Source organism: Flavobacterium cerinum, from assembly GCF_004028155.1.
GTDB lineage: Bacteria > Bacteroidota > Bacteroidia > Flavobacteriales > Flavobacteriaceae > Flavobacterium > Flavobacterium cerinum.
In genome coordinates, this window is sequence record NZ_SBII01000017.1 from 1 (window position 1) to 19,575 (window position 19,575).

Consider the following 19,575-nt stretch of genomic DNA (forward strand, 5'->3'; position numbering starts at 1 on the left):
AAAACCATTTGGCACTACAAATCCTGCTGTAGTTACTGTTAAAGTATTTAAATTACTGCTACCCTGATTTACAGTTATTTCATGAAAATCGCTAATTCCGGATCCTGATATGGTTTGATTTCCATCTTTATTAAATGTAGTGTTCCCTAAACTGTTTACATCAGGCTTTAGGTTTAGTATTCCATTGTTTGTTACATCGCCACTTATTGTTATCAGGTGTGTTGCGTCAGAAATGGTGGCCACATTTAGTGTCGCCCCGCTAGATACTGTTATAGCTCCATCTACAGTGATTTTTTGTACTGTTGTATTCGTCCCAATGCTAACCGTTCCCGATGTTACACTAAGGTTGTTGTTAATTACTGCATCCAGAAGGGTAACTATGCCGCCGGAATTTGCAGCATCAAGATTGTAATATGGAATTGTTGTTACAGTTTGATCTGTAGGGCCGTTATAACTGATTGTTGAAGTGTTTGCTGCTGTATTTGTTGTAGCTCCTTCTGTAACAGCTAAAATGCCGGCAATTCCTGTTGTACCTGTATTAAATGTTTTTAACCCTGCATTACTTAATGTAAGCTGATTATAATTAAACATGGGGATAATCTGTGATCCGGTACCATTAAAATTAACCGTGCTTCCGGTTATGATATAAGTGTTGGTGCCAGGGGTAAATGCATTTGCAATGCCAATGGTGCCACTACTTGCAAATGTACGGCTACCTGTTGAGCCGCTGATCAGGTTGTAGTAATTATATGCCGGAATTGTTTGGGCAGTAGCACCGATAAAACCTACAGTCCCATTTGTTACATCAACTGTTCCTGATACTGATGGAAAGGCAGCCTCAGTATTGAATGTTCCTGAATTGAGAGTGAAATCTCCGGATATCGCTAAAGAGTTTCCAGCATTTGTAGTTAATACAAGTCCGGTATTGCTGAGCAATAAATTCTTTGTTACTGCTCCTATGTTAATATTTATAGTATATGCCCCGGTTAGTTCCACATTATCAATAGCGGTGGGTACGCCATCCACGTTCCAATTGGCCGCATCACCCCAGTTGCTGGTTCCTGCTCCGCCATCCCAGGTTTTAATAAAAATACTCATTTCCCCAATCTGGAAATCACCAAATTCTGTAACCCCTGTAGCCTGTATGGTACTAGATGTTGGGGTTCCAACCATTGGATAATTCCATGACCCACTGGCAATGCCTGTAAACCCGCTAAATCCGCCGACTATAAAAGCGCCCGTTGTTACGCCGGCATCAAGATCAGCAGCCACAAAGTTAAAAGTTACATTATAACTGGTCAATACGACTCCGCTATTTGTTAAGGTCCAGAAGCGGTTCACGCTTCTTGCGGCATTGATGGTAGAACTGCTGATCTCGGGATGATCACCTGAGGTAGTTGAAGCCATAAGATAGCCTGCAGTCGTCACATTTGCGAAAGTAAGAGAGACCGGAGTATAGCTTGCTGCATCACCGATCTCGAAGATTTTTGTGGTGGCTCCGGTAGTTATGCTTTTCTGTAATTGACCGTTTACCCAACCCGTATTCTGGGCTGCGCCGGTAACATTACCTGTAGAGGACTGTATAAGTATATTGCTGCCGGTTTGAATATACCCTGCTATAAAATTCAGGATCCCGTTCACACCAACATTCGATAACAGTAGTACAGAACCTGCAGTATTGCTGACCGTTAAATTATTGAAGGGAGAAAGACTATAAATATTCTGTACTGCAGCTCCATTCAAAGTAAAGGTGGAGGTGTTGCCGTTCAGGGTGCCATTGTTTGAGATATTGCCCGCAACTAAGTGGGAATAGCTGCCTGCATTAAGGATGGCCCCGCTATTTATGGAGAAATTATTGGTGATGGTCCATACCGATGATGGCGTGATCCCGGCGGCATTGGTATTCGTAATTACAACATTACGAAATGAAGTAGGGCTGCCCGCAAGGGTCATAGCACCGGCACCTCCGAAAACAACGGTGCCTGTACTGGAAAAAGCGGTTCCTAAATTTATCGTAGTGGCTGTGGCGGGAATAAAATTTAAAGTACCGGAACTCGTTATCGTTCCATTGTTGGTTGCCGAACCCAAAATATTATGGGTGGAGTTTCCACCATTGAATGAGGCACCGCTTCCTACAGTCAGTGCATACAATATGGTCCATCCCACACTGGCGTTTACACCACCGGTATTGTTGATATTCAGAAAGCCGAATTGGGGTACAGAGGTGGAATTTAGTACTGGTGAAATCGTTCCATTAAAGTTTACGGTTATCGCAACTGTTGTTACCGCATTGATTAAGCTAAGTGTTTGCTGTACATTTCCTGTAAAAGTAGATGTTCCCAGTGTATAAAGCACGCCGCTGTTTGTTAAGTCTCCATTTACCGTGGTGGTAATAGTTGAGCCCCCACTTAAAGAACCTGTGCTGGTAATATTCAGCAAATTATTAAAAGTGACATTATTCAATATGGTATAACTGCCGGTAACGGTCATCTTATTAAATGTGGTATTGCCGGTAATGTTTTTTGAAGCCCCCGAACATAAAACCGTACTGGTTGAAGGCGTAAAGGTTCCGCTATTAATCCAGTTGCCATTTAGCGTAAGGGTATTGGAACCACCATCAAAAGTGGCCCCTGTTTCGATGGTTAAATCACCATTGACAGTAATTGGAGTATAGAGTATTTTAAGTCCTGTATCCCTGAAAATCAGATTTCCATATACAACACCGGGTAGTAGTAAATGCTGTGTACCCGTGCCATTAAAAATTACTGTACTAGCAGTGCTTAAAGCGTAATTGGCAAATTTATTAGGGGCATTATCTGCTGCGATAATTAATGTACCCGCATCTGCGATGATAGCCGTGCCGCCGACAACTGTCCTATTAAAAAAGAACGATTTAATGTCCAGGGTTCCCGATGTTCCGGTAAGGTTTCCTTTTAATGTCACATCCCCGGTAAGTACCGCAATAGTGCCTACCGGTTTATTTATTTCAAGGTTATTAAAAGTCGATGCGGTGATGGTCTGTGTTCCGCTACCATCAAAAATTATTTTTGTTCCGGCATCATCATAAGTACCGCTGTTTGCCCAGTTGCCCCCAATGTGTAAAATGCCACTATTGTTGAGTACTGCCCCAGATGAAATGACCACATTTCCTGTAATGGTTGTGGTTGAAAAATTATCCAGTTCACCCGCGGCTACTGTCAGGTTGCCGCCAATACTAAGAGTATCGTTGATTTCTGCTGCCGCCGCACTTTTGTTTATAGTCAGGTTATTATAGCTTACCGCTCCAATAACCTGGTTAGTTACGCCACTGTAAGTAACCGTTCCTGTGCCTGATGTAAAGGTTCCGTTCACATAATTATGGTTCATAGAGATAATTAGGTTTCCCGCTCCGCTAAAAACAACATTTGCCCCCCCCGACTGAGTAAGGGAGCCACTTAAAGTTACCGTTCCTGTACCAATGTTCAGATTAATGGCATGGCCGCTTGTTCCGTCGCTTAGGGATAGGTTTCCGTTAATGGTAACGGATTGATTATTCGCGTTGATGGAATGTGTTACATTGCTGCTCCAGGTTCCATAAATATCGCCTGAAGTAAGTGAACCTCCACCAGCCATAGAAAGGGTTACTGCCTGTGCACTTCCAAAATTTATATTCTTAACACTTACCGTACTGCTGATGGTGGGCTGATTGGTAAAAGCCATAGTTCCTAAATTTACAATATCTGTAGCAGAGGGAGGTGTTGATGCAGAGCCCTGAACCGTTGTCCAGTTGGCCGCGGTGTTCCAGGCTGTACTTACGCTACCGTTCCATTGCACTACATTTGAATTGTCGGACAGGGTCCAGCGATTCGTGATGTTTGGTAAGAGACTTTGTTCCACATAATTGGCTGTCGCATCATTAGCCGTTTTACCAGAAGCAGACCATGAAGTTCCATTGTAACGCCATAGTCCCATAGTAGCCTCATTACTGCCGTTGAGTTCTGTGTCTTCATAATGCAGGCGAAGAGTCGCACTTGTATAGGAGCCGGAGGCAATGGTAATGGTGTAGAACCGGCTAATTGAACCACCAAATGGGAAATCACTCAAAGGCCCAATGACAACGGATACGGTTACACTGTTGATACCCGAAGCCCCGGAGAAAGTGACGAGATTGTCAGGCCCTTCAAATGCATAGGCTACCCCTGTTGTAAAAACATGGTTTCGCTGAATATTACCCAATATAATTCCATTACCTGTCCTGGTGCTGGTAATGGTCAATGTATTTGCTTCTGTAAGCAGCGTGCCCATTGTCATGTTCACCGTTGCCGCAGTGATATTACTTTGTAAAGTTGCGCCTGTAGCCGCAGTAGTATTGTTTATGGTGAGGATATTAAAAGTTGTGACACCGATGATATTTGAAGCCTGATTTCCCAGGAACTGTATCGTACTTGTGCCTGCGGTAAAGGTTCCCGAATTATTCCAGTTGCCATAAATGGAATGCGTAAATGCACCGGGTATAAATGTAGTGCCGGTGCTGATGGTAAGGCTGTTATTTATCGTTAAAGCCGCGATAGCGGTTTTGTTATTTCCGTTAGAAAGAGTAAGGTTGTTATAGGTAATGGCATTGATGTTCTGAGCCCCGCTACCATTAAAATTTACTGTATTAGGCGCTGAAGCGCTAACATCCAGTATACCTGAAGTAATGGTAAGGGCATTTGCGATTCCCAGTGTTGAACTGGCCGATAATTGCAGAGAGGTACCATTAATGGTGGTATTGAAAAGGTTGGCTGTTCCGCTTAAAGTAGATGTTCCGGTAAATGTTGCCGTTCCTGCCGTCGCAGATAAACTACCATTAACCGAAACGCTGGAGGAGACCGTAAAATTAGCAGTCGAAGTAATGGTTCCGGTAACAGAAAGTGTACTAAAACTCATGGTTCCTGCACCGGAAATTGTTTTTGAAGTTCCGCTCATAGTAATCGCGCCTGCACTTGTTGTGAAGCTTCCGCTTACTGATAAATTGCCTGTAATAACCAAAGCATCAGCTGTACTTACAGTTCCGCTGATCGTCAGATTATCGGGTGAAATTCCGGTTCCGCTAATGGTTTTGCTTGTGCCTGTCATTAGGATTGTTCCGCCAGAGAGCTGGCTAAAAGATCCGGATCCTGTGGTGGCAAGGTTTCCTGTTAAACTGATGCTGCCTGCTAAAAAGCTAACCAATGAAGCGGCAATAGTAAGGTTATTGAAATTCTGGTTACCAGAACCACTTACCGTACTGCCAGAGCCAGTAAACGTAAGGGTCCCGGTGTTGCCATTGAATGTTCCGGTGTTGACCCAATTACTGCCTATGCTATGTGAAAAACTACCCCCATTAAATGTCGTGGAAGCACTGATAGAAACATTTCCATTAACAGTAATATTTGAGGCAGCAGTATAAGACACTGAAGTGCCGGCTCCTAAATTGCTGCTCAGATTACCTACCACGGTTAATGCTGTTGCTGGAAAGATTTTTACAGCTGCGCCGACTGAACTGCTCAGCGTAAGGTTCCCATACAATTGGTTTGCCACAGTTTGGGCGGTCCCTGAATATTCTACCGTACTTGCAACCACCAATGTATTGGCGGTAAAATTAACGGGGTAAGTATTTGTACCTCCGATTTTTAAAATTGCATTATTGGCTACCATAAGTGTGCCGCCCGCAGTTGCCCGATTGGCGGTAAAAGTACCCAGATCAAACGTTCCACTGTTTACAGAGAGGTTACCACTAATACTGATATTTGTATTTAAAGTAACTGTGCTGGCTGTATTTGCAATTACAAGGTTATTAAAGGTGGTACTAAATGTGCCCGCAATCACCTGTGCTGTTGTGTTGTTGAAAATTACAGTTGCTGTCCCAGCTGTAAATGCGGTGGTTGAAACATTATTTGTCCAGTTTCCTTTGATGGTCAGGTTAAAGTTATTTGCATTTAATGTCCCCGCGGTAAGCAGGAGGTTGTTATTTACCGTAATTGCTGCGGGTAAAAGCAGACCATTGCTGTTGTTGAGCGATAAATTAAAAAAGGAAGTAATGCCGGTGAAGGTTTGTTGTCCGCCAGTACCATTAAAATTAACAGTGCCTGTATTCGTAAAGGTCCCATTATTGGCAAGGATACCCGCAATGTTCAGCGTTCCTGTACCGGCTAATGTTAAGGTGCTGCCTGCGTTTATGGTCAGGTTTCTGCAACTTACACTGGTGCTTATATTTGGCATCCTAGTGGCTGTTGAAGTAATCGTGACATCTGTAGTAGAAGTTGGGAGTATACCATTACACCAGTTAGCAGCAGTGCTCCAATCTGTACTTACATTGCCCGTCCATTGCCCTGTGGCAGTTGTTGAAGTAACGGTTACATAAGCAACAGCGGGAGTAATACAACCTGCTGCTGTTACTTGTACGGTATAAACACCTGCAGCAGTGGCTGAGTAGCTAACAACTGGATTTTGCAATGATGACGTAAACCCATTAGGGCCTGTCCACGAATAACTGGCACTTGCAACAGTAGTTGCTGTCAGGTTAAGGGATGCTCCAGAACATACAGGTGAATTGCTCCCTGCACCATCGGGAGAATTATATAAAATAGCCACTTCTGCAGCAGTTAATTCTTTATGATAGATTATTACATCATCCAATGTTCCCGAGAAATAATAACTTGCCGGCTCGTTAGGCCAGGTAGATAAATCACTGTACCCTACTCTCCAATATCCGGTATAACTCTCACCACTGGTAACCGTTGCATCACTGATGACCAAACTGCCATCAACATATAACTTCAGACCGCTTGCCCCAACTGTACCTGTGGCCAAATGCCAGTTTCCGTCATTGTAAGCGGTTGTTGTACTGATGTATTTTTTCGTTGAGCCAGGGGCTACACCAAAGTATAGCACACCCGTGCTGGTCATATAAATAAAGCGGTCCCGGCTACCACCGCCACCCGTTAATACACTTGAAAAACCAACCAGTGTGCCTCCTACAGCGGTGGATGTTTTAAACCATACAGATACACTCACTGTGCTTGGATTTACATAAGCATTAGCTGCAGATATAAACTGACTGCTTCCATTAAAAGTATAAGCCTTATTGGCGTTGTTAAAACGATCTGCAGTTTGAGTTGGCGTTCCGCCCTGAAATGTTCCATTATTATTACCTGTAGCATCATTTGGATTTCCTTCGAACTTGTAATAGGAAAGTAGACTGGAAGGCAATTGGGAGATGGCAGGCCCATTACAGCTGGTTGCCTGAGTTCCGCTCAAAGCGGTACTCAATGCTCCTTCGCTCAGGGCATATACTTTCCAATAATAAGTTGTTCCTGTATTAAGTCCGGTTTGTGATGAAGAAGTAGCTCCTGCTGCGACCTGATTCACAAAAGAATAATTAATTCCGTCTGTAGAGCGATATATAGTAAAGCCACGCTCATTTGAAGAGAGATCGGCCCAGTTTAAGGTCATTGCTGTATTTCCAATTGCCGAAAAGCTAAGTGTAGACGGTGCAATTGGGATTGGAGAAGTAAAAGTATAAGTTCTCCCCGTTACTCTTTTTGTAGTGATACTGGTCTCAGTTGTAGAACTTACTGCTGTGCCTGCACTATTTACAGAGAGGAAATTCCCTGATCCGGTCGCGGTAGCGGTAATCCCAATAGAGCCGGAAGCAGAAGCCGCAGCAGCAGCATCAGAACGGTAAACAAATTCTACCTTGCCACTAGTTTCATACAGGTTAACCTGGAAAGAGCATACGGCACCCGTGGCCAAGTAATACCATTTTACATTGACATATTGCAAGCTAAACACACGGCTACCAACTGCTCCGCTTGTTTTATACGTTACATTATTTGTAACAACAATATCCAGGTCATCCCACAGTGGTGCGATTACTGGCCGCGGTGATCCTGCAGTAGACAGGCTATTCGTATATACATAATCTGTAGGGACACTACCCATTGAAATCCAGCCGTTGGTACTGGCAGAAATACCCGTGTAGCGGGCTCCCATATACCAGAAATCAAATCCAATAGGAATAAGTGCCGAAGTCCCATCATCTGTAGATCCTGTCCATGTTGTAGTACTTCCACCAGAAATTGGTGTAAAACCAGCAGTAGTACCGATAAATGAATAATTTGTTATTGATTGACCTAAGCTTCTTGAACTGGCTAAAAACAGTGAAAACAAAACAAATATACACTTACACGATAAACCAATTTTTCTTTTCATGTGCTCAAAGGGCTTTATAGCCGCTAAATGGCTCGTTTCTTAAAAATTCTGTTATTATTAAAACAGATCTATCTGAGAAGAAGTAATTACTTCAGTTTTAGATCCTCCTGAAGTCGAATAAATGATATTAAGTTTTCCTTTATGATAATCTATAGCTGGGTTTCTATCAAGGTTAAGTAAAGTTTTGCGAATTTGATTAGGTGTATAAATGGCTAAACCTTTTGCTATACCAACCTGCGTAATTTTACCTGTTGGCGCAATGTGTTCTACTTTAAGATCTCCATAAACAGACATGTTTCCTGTTCTTCTAAACGTCATGCTTAACTGGGGTATCTTATTAACATCCCATATAACCTGTAGATCTATATTTACTTTTACAGTTGAGTTGCCACTTCTGATAATAACAGGAATGGCAACACCAAATGTAGGAACCAAATGCACAGATAATGATTGAGGAAGTTTTGAAGCATCATCCTCTATTGGCTTGTCTTTTGCAACAGCTCTAAAATAGAGATGTGATCTATACTCTCCCGGTTTTAACACATTAGTATTTATTGCCTGAATTTTAATAGTTTGTGACTCATTTGGAGCAAGTGTAACACTTCGCGGGAAAAACCGGAAATTTTTATCTGCAAAATTCTGACCGGAATCGGGCTCAGTAATTTCCTCAAAAGCTCCGCTTTCAAGCATTCTGTACTGTACTACAGAAATAAGATATTTTGCACTATCAGCACCTGAATTTGCGATATTAAGCTCTTGGGTTCTTTTACTGGCATCTAGAATTACCCTTCGAGGCATAATAACAAGATCACCCTGATTAATACTATCTGATGGATGAAACAATTGCTCTGCCATAACCACAATTGATAGGATAAACAGAGCAATCCCAGCTTTCATAAAAAGGGTATTATTCATAATATTACAATAAATTTGATATTATATTACCTAAAGAGCTCATGTACATTAAGATACAAATTCTTAATTGTAGTTAACTGTAACCGCAAAAGGAGTTGCAGAGGTATAAGAACCCTGAGCCTGCGAGGCTATTAAATTTAAGGTTGCTCCAATAGTTATCGTCTGAGTACCAGAACTTAAAGTTCCTGTTGTAGCCGGTGTACTTGTAAAGCTATTAACAGTCATTTGATCTGAACCGCTTGTTATAATAACTGAAGAAGGTAAAGTGATGGCATAAGTATAAGAACCGGAACCTTGAACTGTAAAAGATGCCGCTGTTACTGTACCGGTAGTTGCAGGTAAACTAACACCTCCCGTAAATGTCCTGCCACTTGCTGGCGATAAAACCACTGTACCCACAGTTCCATTAGTAGCAATATTTCCAAAATTCATATCAGTGTTTTTAGAAATACTAATAGGGGTTACTATTGTTGCTGAAGCATTAGCAGAAGCTGTTGCCTGTGCAAAGACAGAAGTTGTGGATAAAAGACCAAAAAGAGAGAAAGTCAATGTAATAATTACTTTTTTCATGATATAAAATTTGGAGGATTAATATTAAATAGATAGGAGTCAAGAACGGGATGCGAAAGGCAAGATTAAAAAAGAAAAGAAAGTAATTTAAACCGCACCAAAACCGATCATTATCATTGTCAAATCTATACATAAAACAATCAATTATTGAAAAAAATGCAGTTATTTTTAAAATTATTTATTTTTTTGTAGGAAAACATGAGAAAAATTATGAAAAAACTATTTAACTTTTCATTAAAAAAGTAAGTGGTACCAAACAATACTGATCAGAAAAAGGAAATAAATAAATAATTAAACTTATTTATTTATTCAATTTTTTTTTATCTATTAAATAGATAAAAAAAGTTATAAAACAACTATTGTATCTAATTTTTATTATAAAAAAGGAACTTGTAGTTTGATTAAAAGAAGGTTTTAAAGTAGATATCGACGTATCAAAGCTAAATATGATACAAAAAAATAAGCTATTGTTGCTCAGTATATTTACAAAACTGTTCCCAATTATTTTGAGATCGATTATAAACAGGTTTAAGTTGTAAGAAACTTATTGTTATATAAATAAAATTGTAGAGAACTCAACGCAGTTATTTTTTGCTAAATTAAAAACCCATAAATAACAATTGTTACTACAGCTGATGCCCTCCACCCCACAATTGTAGTTTCTTAGTAAGGACAATTGTGAGGCGTTTTAATCGGATGTTCCCCTTTGAGAACATACCTTTTCTTAGCAGTTGATAATGTTCTACAGTTAAATAAAAATCAATTATTATTCATTTTTAAAAATGCCTGTATTATTTTTTCGTTCAAAACTGTTGGAATGGAATGTCCCATGCCTTCAATTTTTAATAAGGTTGAATGCGGAATAGCATTCGAAATATCTTCACCACAAGCTAAAGGAAAAATAGGATCTTCCGTACCATGGACTACTAAACTTGGAGCATTGATTTTTTCTAATCGCTTCACATCAAAACCTGTAATAGTCATGGCGCAAATTTGTCCGAGAATATTGGCAGATGGTGCTCTTTGTTTCTCTTTATTAATGATTTCTGTTTCTGCTTTTTCATCGATAGAAAATGTTCCTGAAATTGCTTTTATAAATGTTAGCCTTTTTTCTAAAAAAGCTTGAGGTTCTTTATTAAAATCTGGCATAGGCGACAGCATCATCTGCATAACGTCGGGCTGAGCTTGGGGTAAATCAGGGCGCAAACTGGTCGACATGATTATAGTAGCACTAAGAACACGTTCCGGAAATTCGGAGGCCATAAGCTGCACTATGATTCCGCCCATTGAACGTCCGAAAATATGCGCTTTTTCAATTTTTAAAAAATCCAATAAAGCCAAAGCATCTTTTGCTATATCCAGTAAAGAATAAGCACCTTTTGGAAATTTTCCTTGTTGTAAAAACTGTATTAATTCGCCAACATTTTTCGCTTCATTTTCTATAAATGAAGAGCAACCAGAATCTCGATTATCAAACCGAATTACCCGGAAACCTTTCTGTACCAATTCTTGACAAAAGCTTTCACTCCAACTCGTCATTTGACTTCCCAACCCTGAAACTAACAAAACTGTTTCTGTATTTTCCGAACCGAGAATTTGATAAAAAATATCTATATTATTTAATTGTTCAAGAGGCATTTTAAATAGAATTTAATAGTGTGTATGTTTTTATTAGCTTTTAAAAAACTACTTTTAATTAGTATTATAGAAACTTTTTATTGCAAGCTTGTCCTGAAAATAGTCACAGCATTACCTGTAATTTGCACTTGTTTTGGAAGTCCATTTTCAAGACTAACGTTCACGTTTACCGTTCCAAGTCGGTTGATGCTCTCCCCCTGTTTTCCTGTAAATTCAAAAAAAGCACCGGTACATTCAACGATTTTATTTACAATAAGATAACCGCCCAAAGGCCCATTTGCGTTTCCTGTTACAGGGTCTTCTGCAATTCCAATAGCTGGTGCGTACATTCTGCCGAATGTCAAAACCTCTGGTTCATCCGAATCAAGTGTAAAAACAAAATAGCCATTACATCCAATGTCTGAACTAAGATCGGTCAAAGCCGTCAAATTTGGGCGTAAGGCATTCAGAATTGTTCGACTTTTAATACCAATCATTACCTTAGAATGTCCTGTTGATGCGATTTGTACCGGACACTTTTCGTTAAGATCTTCCAATCTCAAACCTAAAGCATCCAGAATACGTTGCTTAGTTTCTGTTTCAAATGGAGCACTAAGTTCAAATATACCTTGTGTCATGGTAATCCGATAGTCATTTTGTTGCTTTTCAATTGCAATGGGCAAAATTCCTATTTGTGTTTTTATATTAATCGTACACGAATCCAGTTTGTCTTCAAAAGCTTTTGCATACAGCGCAGCAATTGTAGCATGCCCACAAGAAGGAACCTCTACAGTAGGGGTAAAATATCGTATATAGTAATCGAAATCTGCGGTAAAATTAATAGGTTTATATAAAAATGCGGTTTCAGAATTGTTCAGTTCCCGCGCAATTAACTGCATTTCTTCAGCAGTCAGCTCCTCAGCATTTAGCACAACACCCGCCGGATTTCCTTTGAATTTTTCTGTAGTAAATGAATCGATCTGATAAAGAATAGGTTGCGATATCATATTTGACTTAGACTTTTATTTAGCTAATTTATACAAATTTCAGGTTGAAGGGCGTTGAAGTTTGTAAACTTATTTGCTGATACAAATTTGCTCTGATTTTTTCTAAACATATGTACAATTTCGATTCCATTTAAAGTATGTTTAGCCTATTCAAAAATTTTAAAGCCTAAACCGTTTGGTATTCTCCACTCAATAAAACGAGGATCGTGTTCCGCCCTATTATTAAGGTACATGCCTGCCTGGAGGATATCAGGCTTTGGATAACAAAAATTTATTGTATTCAGTAAATTAATAATTTTTAAAATTGAAAGGTAGAACTTATCTATAGATACGATATAACAGTATATAACTACCCTTATTTTCGCATACTTTGCTTGACTTTCTCCCTGTGTTGTTCACCCCAGACACTAAGTTCGCGTATTACACTTTTTAAAGTTAGGCTGTAATCTGTTGCTTCATAAATTATAGTGACCGGAGTTGTTAGATATACAGTACGTTTAACAAAATCATTCAATTCCAAATCTTTGAGTTCTTTTGCCAATACTTTAGGTGATATTTTTGTGATCTCTTTTCGAATCTCATTAAAGCGTTTAGGGGATTGCACCAAGCTAAGGATTAAAGCTATCTTCCATTTTCCATTTAAAACATAGAGTGCATCCAATATATTCCTAAGGGATCCAGCACATTCTTCTGTTGTTGGAATTGCTTCTTTTTCAATTGTTTTCATGGCAGTAAAGATATAGACTTTCCTAAAAGTAACTGGTTTCCTTTAGGTAAGTACTATATTTTGCATACTTACTAACTGTAGCTTTGCTTAAAATAAACCTAAAAACCTAATCGTTCGTTGATAGCCAAACAAATAGTCTGTTTTGAGCAAATTTAAGTTTTAAATTAAATACACATCTAAGTTATGAAACACATCCTTCATTTAATGTCCAGCATTCAAGGAAAAGAATCGTACAGCATTAAGCTGGGTAACATTATTATAGAGAAAATTCAGGAAAAATATCCCAACAGTACAATTGAAGAATTAAATCTGGCCGAACAGGAAATTCCGCATCTTAATCCTGCCTCTCTTCGTAAATTGTTTACTCCACCAAATCTGCAAAACGAAAAAGAATCAATCCACTTTTCTGATGATCTACTAAAACAATTATTCGCTGCAGACATCATCGTTATTGGTGCCCCTCTCTACAATTTCACCATACATTCAACACTAAAAGCCTGGATTGACCATATTACAAAGCCTGGGATAACTTTTGAATATGGTGAAGATGGTCGCCCTATTGGAATGATTATGGGAAAAAAAGTTTATGTTGCAATGGCATCAGGCGGTATTTATTCTGAGGGCCCTGGAAAAACTAACGATTTTGTCGTTCCTTATTTAAAAGCATTCCTTGGCTTTTTAGGTATGACAAATCTAACAGCATTCCGTGCTGAAGGATTAAAAGTACCGGGAATAAAAGAACATGCTATGGAAAAAGCTATTAATAGTATAATAATTGATTAAGCAATGAGGCTTTGAAAGTTTCCTCATAGTTGTAGAAAACGGTTCTGTCAGGTCTGTTTATTAAAATCCAAGATCTTAGATATACTTTAAATTTATGATGTCAGTTTGCAGAATTATTTAAACATAATCATCTACTCCCGCATCTTCATTATCTCATCACCGTAATTCAATATAAATCTAAGTTTGAAATATACTTTCTAAAGAATAATAGACTTCAGATAGCAGTGAACTTTATTGTTGATGAAATGAAGAGTTTTAAAGACTAAAGGTAAAACATATATTTAGGGGCAATAGTACCGATACAAGTAACATTACAAAAACATCGACAATCACCAAAATAATGATTTCTTAACAAGAGTATAAATAGCTTATAAACAATGGAATAATAGTTTTATTAGGGATTTATTACTATGATTATCTATTATTAGTACCATTCAATTTTGATGATGACTTTCAAATTAAGAAATTTGACGTACTTTACCTATTGTAAAAAATATAACATGCAAGACTATCTTATCGGGCTGGGAAAAAGAATAAAGGAAATTCGTAAAAGGAATAACCTGACCATAAATACCGTTGCCAGCGATGCCGATGTGAGCAACGGTCTAATTTCTCGAATAGAAAACGGCAGAACTATACCTTCGCTTCCTGTATTGCTAAATATAATACAGGCATTGGGAATTGAGGTTTCTGATTTTTTTAACGGGCTTCCAAAATCTGATAAGAATAATTTTATCGTTTCCAGAAAGGAAGACAATAACATTATTGAGAAGGAAGACGAAGCAAAAGGGTTTGAATATAAATTCCTTTTTGGCAAGCAATTATCTTCAGTAGGTTTTGAAGCAGTACTACTGGAAGTTCAGCCTGGATCACAACGCGATAAAGTAGAGACTGATGCCTATGAATTCAAATACATATTAACCGGAGAATGTTATTATATAATTGGCGAGGAAGAAGTTCTTTTAAAAGACGGCGATTCAATATTTTTTGATGGAAGAATACCGCACGTGCCTGTAAACAGGGGGACTGTTCCTTCTAAAATGCTTGTATTGTATTTCTTTTTTCATAAAAATGAGTAAACCCACCATTACAGTGGGTTAACGCCCCTATATTATCTAAAAAGTATACTTTCGAGCTCTGTAACGTTCTGTAAAATATAATCAGGATGAGCAGTTTCAAGCTGTTCCCTGTTCTGTGCCCCACTTAATACACCTACCGTTAGTCCGCAGCCTGAATTCTTTCCTTCAATAATATCTATTTCAGAATCCCCTGCTTTTAATACATGAGAAGGATCATTAATCCCAAATTGAGCCATTGCCATTTTTATCATATCCGGATGTGGTCTGCCATTTACAACATCATCAGATGTAATTAATGCATCCACCTGTATACCTACCTGCCAGTTAAGCTTATTCATAAGCTTATTTGCTGTTTTAAGATCATAGCCCGTATTCAGAATTATTTTGACACCACGATCCCTAAGCTGTTCAAAGAACGCTTCCATACCTTCAAATGCATTTATATCAGACTCATTGTATGCTTTTTCAAGTGCTACTTTAAATTTTACAAATACCCTGTCAGCTACTGTATCAATATCCTTCTCATCTGTACAGGCCGTAAGCACATCTGTGATTGCTTTATGCTTTTCTTTACCTGCCCCATGTTTTAGAACATCCTCTAATGTAATTTCAAACCCTTCCTGGTTTATAACTTTCTGCACTGTCTTATACACCAAATTATCTTCATTAACTGTAGTCCCTGCCATGTCAAGTACTACCATTTTTATATCAATCATTCTAACTTAAATTAAATATCTGTTTAATGTTTTCTTTAGAGAATCCTGCACTACCTGTCATTCCTTTCCCTCCTATACCAGTCACTATATGTATATTATTGTCAACCGTATGTTGAAATATATCATTCTCTTTACATTGCGAATACATTCCAAACCAACGGTTCTGTATTTCAAAAGTTGGAAGGTTAAATATCTTTTTAGCTTCCTCAATCATATATTCATCTATATCCATACGCAGGTCAAATCCCAGATCGTCTATGTTAGCAGCATCGGCATATTCGTGGGAATCTCCTATAATCACTGAACCATCAAGTGCTTGTTTAAATAAGATGTGCACGCCCCATTTTTTTTCGAAAGAATCAGGATTTTCTTTGGCTTTTATAGCTTTAAACGAAGGGCATTCATAGAAAGCCTCATATCGGCGAATGGAAAGGCCTGTAAGTATAGAACCATTCAGTGTATATCCGGCTTGCGGTTTGGTCTGCAGCATTTGTAATTTTGTAACCTCAAGGTCACTTTTTGCAAATACCTCAGGATACAGGGTCTTGAATTCTGAACCACAGCAAAGTAGTACCTTTTTAGATTTGAACACTTCACCACCGGCAGTCTCAATCTCTACCTCATCGCCCCATGCCTCACAGCGAATCACCTTAGTATTACTGAAATAAATTAATCCTTTTTGGGATATAAGATATTCCAGTAAACGGTTTATCATTACCCTTGGCTCTACAGTAACTTCCTCTGGAAAGAAGAGCCCCGCTTTTACATAATCATTTCTTAGTCCTGGGTATTTATCCAGACATTGCTCTTTAGTAAGTAAATGCGATTCATAATCATTACCCTTGTTTATTAGACTCAATTCTTCTATAAGTTGTACTTCTTCCTCATTAGAAGCCAGGTATACAGAACCGTTTTTACGTACAGAAATATCAAAGCGGCTTTGTAAATCATTATATAATTTAAGGCTTTCCCTCCCGTAATTCTGCCATTTAGTATCCATACCCGACGGAACTACCTGTCCAAAATTGCGTACTGTTGCACCTACGGGCTGTTTATCTTTTTCTATGAGTGCCACACTAAGTCCAGCCTGCAGCGCATGATAAGCATGGAAAGCACCTAAGGCCCCGCCCCCAATGACTATAAGGTCATATTGTTTATCCATTATAATTTATTTTTGTTTTAGTCTTTATTTTTTTCAGGGATAAGCAATTACCTGCTTTTCTTTTTTTTCATCAATGCGCTTATTAAAATACCACATTGCAAATAATGATAGTAATAACAATAAAGCGGCAGATTCAAGATTAAGCCATATAAAAAAATGACCCCATGTTTGTTTAAAACCTACAACTTCTTTAAGTAGTAATACAATTACGCTGCTCAAATATCCAAGTGCGTCGGCCATATAAAACAGGAAACCTACATTACCTTTAAAACTAAGGAGCGCCACCAATCTTTCAAACACTAGGCAATGAAAAAGTATGTAAGGCAGATAAATTCCTACTCCCGTAGTAACCATCCATGTTACTGGTGATATCAACCCTTGATTGAACAGTAAAGTAAAAACTATAATTATTACAGCTCCTACTGCCGTAAGCAGCATACCCGTATTAAATGCCCTATTATTATTACGTATAAGCACACCTGCAGCCGCTATAGCCAAAACAATAATAGCAACTGGTATTTCCGTTAGGGTAACAATATTGGGTGAACTGGAATATCCCTGTTCAGACCAGAATTCAACCATAAAATTATCCCTGAAATCCCTTACTACCGTTAGTAAAATATAAATACCAACTAACCCAAAATAACCAACACCATTAGCCTTTATAAAATCTTTCCTGTCTTTACTATGCATAGGTACTCTCTCAGAACGTGCTTTTATGTCACTCTCATCAGGCCCCTTACTCTTATTTAATACCCATACCGATAGAAGGAAAAAAGGGAAAAACAAAAGTCCGGTATAAAAAGGCATCGAATATTCATCAATATTAAAATCCCGCATAAGCAGTAAACCAACTGTTTTTACAAAACTTGTCGAGAAAATAAATGTTGCACTAAGGGCTGCTGCAAGAAGTTCCGTATTTTTTCTTCCTTCTATATAAGAGAATACAATACCGAAAACCATTCCTAATGGCAGTCCGTTTAGAAATAGCGCTAATATTTTCCATTCAGCCGGAACAATAGCAAATAATGCCAGCATAAGAAGTGCAAAAAAGATTAAACCGGTTAGTACTATCGCTCGTTTAGATTTCGGCATTTCTGATATAATTTTTATTCCTAAAAATTTTGAAACCATATAACCTAAAACCTGGCTTAATACCAATATTGTTTTGGCATCAACACCATAACCGAAAACCAAACCAGTATATTTTCCTGCTAAAAATGATTTGCGAACAGCATACATACCAGTGTAACATATAAAGACCGAAATGACAATTGCAAAAGTAGATAAATTTTTACTATTTGTAAATTTTTTGATTATCCCAGACATACCTTTGATATTAATTTTCAACAAAAATAAGGCTCTAACCAAACAATCAGATTAACTAAATGTAAAATAATAGTTATTAAAGTTTACAAATAGTAAATAAATTTTATATGTTATAAAAAACAGGTTACTTTTGACAATATTAACAAAGATCAATGATTAACAAGCTTTTACAAAATACAAACAAAGCTTTACAGTCACATATTAGTCAATAAAAGTTAAGCCAAAGAATACGAGGTTTACTTTAAACAAGTAACAGCTGTAACAATTCCACAAAATAAAAAATTATTACAAATAGTAAACAAAATTTAATACTGATGACTCTAAAAGCTACAGCGATGGTATTTACCCAAGAAGGCACACCATTCGTAAAAGAACAAGTAATTCTAAATGATATAGACAGTGATGAAGTACTTGTCCGTATTGTGTATACTACTATATGTACCAGTGATCTCCACACCTATACGGGAAGACGTTCCTCTCCTACTCCCTGTGTACTGGGTCATGAAATAATTGGAGAAATTATAACGCAGGGTAAAAAAATAAAGAGTGATTATAATGGTCTGCTTTTAAATACGGGCGATCTGGTAACCTGGTGCGTGTATGCCTATGATAATAAAAGCGAAATGGCAAAAAAAGGAATACCTCAAAAATCTGAGGGATTATATAAATACGGACATCATAAATTTAACCCTGACGACGGACTGAATGGAGGATTTGCCACCCATTGTGTATTAAAAAAAGGAACTGCAATTTTTAAGCTCCCTGATTTTTTAAGCTACAGGCAGGCAGCACCAATAAATTGTACACATGCTACTATAGCAGGTGCAATGCGTATGGCAGGATATCTCAAAAATAAAAATGTAATGATTACCGGGACGGGTATGCTAGGACTCTCAGCTTGTGCGATGGCAAAGGAAGGGGGTGCCCGAAATGTTATTGCTATGGATATTAATAAAGAACGCTTGAGATTTGCAAAAAATTTTGGAGTAGATAGACTTATTGATAGCAAATTATCTGTAGACGAGATAAAATTACTTCTTCCAAAAGGAAAAATTGATGTAATTATTGATACCACCGGACTGCCATCAGTAATGGAAACCGGACTTGAATTACTTGCTATCGGTGGAAGAGCCGTATGGGTAGGAGCTGTTTACGGTCAGCCGGCAACAAAAATAAATGCAGAGATGATAGTTAGAAATCTTATAACAATAAAAGGCCTTCATAATTATACCCCCAATGATCTTGGTTTCGCCATTGATTTTATTGCAGAACACCACTTAAAATATCCTTTTGAGACACTTGTTGGGGAAGAGTTTAGTTTAGAAGATTTATCAATCGGTTTTGAAACAGCCAACTCAGGAAAGTATTATCGTGTTGGTATAAAACAATAAAATTCTAATAAATAAGAAAGCCGGCTAAACGCCGGCTTTCTTATTTATTAGAATAAAAACTAAAG

The 19,575-nt window shown here is 38.2% G+C and carries 12 protein-coding genes; 3 read left to right on the top strand and 9 right to left on the bottom strand.

Annotated elements, in window-relative coordinates; all coding sequences use genetic code 11:
• From EPI11_RS17835 to EPI11_RS17865, 6 genes are all read right to left on the bottom strand, one after another.
• Window positions 1-8,214 (bottom strand): beta strand repeat-containing protein (locus EPI11_RS17835; RefSeq protein ID WP_164879211.1); only part of this gene is annotated, 8,214 nt, incomplete at its 3' end.
• Window positions 8,215-8,271: 57 nt separating this feature from the next.
• A complete protein-coding gene (locus EPI11_RS17840) occupies window positions 8,272-9,129 on the bottom strand; it encodes a fimbrial biogenesis chaperone (RefSeq protein WP_128391354.1) in 858 nt (285 codons plus the stop codon).
• A gap of 63 nt (window positions 9,130-9,192) precedes the next feature.
• The gene (locus EPI11_RS17845) at window positions 9,193-9,699 is read right to left on the bottom strand and encodes a DUF4402 domain-containing protein (RefSeq protein WP_128391355.1); all 507 of its coding nucleotides are present in this window, start codon (window positions 9,697-9,699) and stop codon (window positions 9,193-9,195) included.
• 759 nt (window positions 9,700-10,458) lie between these two features.
• Window positions 10,459-11,337, bottom strand: coding sequence for an alpha/beta fold hydrolase (locus tag EPI11_RS17850; RefSeq protein ID WP_128391356.1), 879 nt, complete (start codon window positions 11,335-11,337; stop codon window positions 10,459-10,461).
• A gap of 77 nt (window positions 11,338-11,414) precedes the next feature.
• Window positions 11,415-12,323, bottom strand: a complete 909-nt coding sequence (locus EPI11_RS17855; RefSeq protein WP_128391357.1) for a PhzF family isomerase — start codon at window positions 12,321-12,323, stop codon at window positions 11,415-11,417.
• 355 nt (window positions 12,324-12,678) lie between these two features.
• A complete protein-coding gene (locus tag EPI11_RS17865; RefSeq protein WP_128391358.1) occupies window positions 12,679-13,050 on the bottom strand; it encodes a winged helix-turn-helix transcriptional regulator in 372 nt (123 codons plus the stop codon).
• A gap of 183 nt (window positions 13,051-13,233) precedes the next feature.
• Here EPI11_RS17865 and EPI11_RS17870 point away from each other — a divergent pair, with 183 nt between their 5' ends.
• Entirely contained in the window at window positions 13,234-13,833 is a 600-nt protein-coding gene (locus EPI11_RS17870; protein ID WP_128391359.1) for an FMN-dependent NADH-azoreductase, read from the top strand.
• A gap of 500 nt (window positions 13,834-14,333) precedes the next feature.
• Window positions 14,334-14,912 (top strand): helix-turn-helix domain-containing protein, encoded by a 579-nt coding sequence (locus EPI11_RS17875; protein WP_128391360.1) that lies wholly within the window; start codon window positions 14,334-14,336, stop codon window positions 14,910-14,912.
• A 32-nt stretch (window positions 14,913-14,944) separates the two neighbouring features.
• On the opposite strand, the gene EPI11_RS17880 is transcribed toward EPI11_RS17875, so the two are convergent.
• The 3 genes from EPI11_RS17880 to EPI11_RS17890 are packed head-to-tail and all read right to left on the bottom strand — an operon-like array spanning window position 14,945 to window position 18,119.
• On the bottom strand, window positions 14,945-15,628 hold the full coding sequence (locus EPI11_RS17880; RefSeq protein WP_128391361.1) for a phosphonatase-like hydrolase: 684 nt from the start codon (window positions 15,626-15,628) through the stop codon (window positions 14,945-14,947).
• Between the two features lies 1 nt (window position 15,629).
• Window positions 15,630-16,790: a TIGR03364 family FAD-dependent oxidoreductase gene (locus tag EPI11_RS17885; protein ID WP_128391362.1), complete on the bottom strand. Its 1,161-nt coding sequence runs from the start codon at window positions 16,788-16,790 to the stop codon at window positions 15,630-15,632.
• A 33-nt stretch (window positions 16,791-16,823) separates the two neighbouring features.
• On the bottom strand, window positions 16,824-18,119 hold the full coding sequence (locus EPI11_RS17890) for a DUF5690 family protein (RefSeq protein ID WP_128391363.1): 1,296 nt from the start codon (window positions 18,117-18,119) through the stop codon (window positions 16,824-16,826).
• Between the two features lie 314 nt (window positions 18,120-18,433).
• Between EPI11_RS17890 and EPI11_RS17895 the strand changes: the two genes are divergently transcribed.
• Window positions 18,434-19,510, top strand: coding sequence for a zinc-binding dehydrogenase (locus EPI11_RS17895; protein WP_128391364.1), 1,077 nt, complete (start codon window positions 18,434-18,436; stop codon window positions 19,508-19,510).
• Window positions 19,511-19,575 lie beyond the last annotated feature (65 nt).

Excerpts from the sequence above, each read along its gene's own strand:
- EPI11_RS17840 (WP_128391354.1), bottom strand. The coding sequence starts at position 9,129 with ATGAATAATACCCTTTTTATGAAAGCTGGGATTGCTCTGTTTATCCTA.
- EPI11_RS17845 (WP_128391355.1), bottom strand. The coding sequence starts at position 9,699 with ATGAAAAAAGTAATTATTACATTGACTTTCTCTCTTTTTGGTCTTTTA.
- EPI11_RS17850 (WP_128391356.1), bottom strand. The coding sequence starts at position 11,337 with ATGCCTCTTGAACAATTAAATAATATAGATATTTTTTATCAAATTCTC.
- EPI11_RS17855 (WP_128391357.1), bottom strand. The coding sequence starts at position 12,323 with ATGATATCGCAACCTATTCTTTATCAGATCGATTCATTTACTACAGAA.
- EPI11_RS17865 (WP_128391358.1), bottom strand. The coding sequence starts at position 13,050 with ATGAAAACAATTGAAAAAGAAGCAATTCCAACAACAGAAGAATGTGCT.
- EPI11_RS17870 (WP_128391359.1), top strand. The coding sequence starts at position 13,234 with ATGAAACACATCCTTCATTTAATGTCCAGCATTCAAGGAAAAGAATCG.
- EPI11_RS17875 (WP_128391360.1), top strand. The coding sequence starts at position 14,334 with ATGCAAGACTATCTTATCGGGCTGGGAAAAAGAATAAAGGAAATTCGT.
- EPI11_RS17880 (WP_128391361.1), bottom strand. The coding sequence starts at position 15,628 with ATGATTGATATAAAAATGGTAGTACTTGACATGGCAGGGACTACAGTT.
- EPI11_RS17885 (WP_128391362.1), bottom strand. The coding sequence starts at position 16,790 with ATGGATAAACAATATGACCTTATAGTCATTGGGGGCGGGGCCTTAGGT.
- EPI11_RS17890 (WP_128391363.1), bottom strand. The coding sequence starts at position 18,119 with ATGTCTGGGATAATCAAAAAATTTACAAATAGTAAAAATTTATCTACT.
- EPI11_RS17895 (WP_128391364.1), top strand. The coding sequence starts at position 18,434 with ATGACTCTAAAAGCTACAGCGATGGTATTTACCCAAGAAGGCACACCA.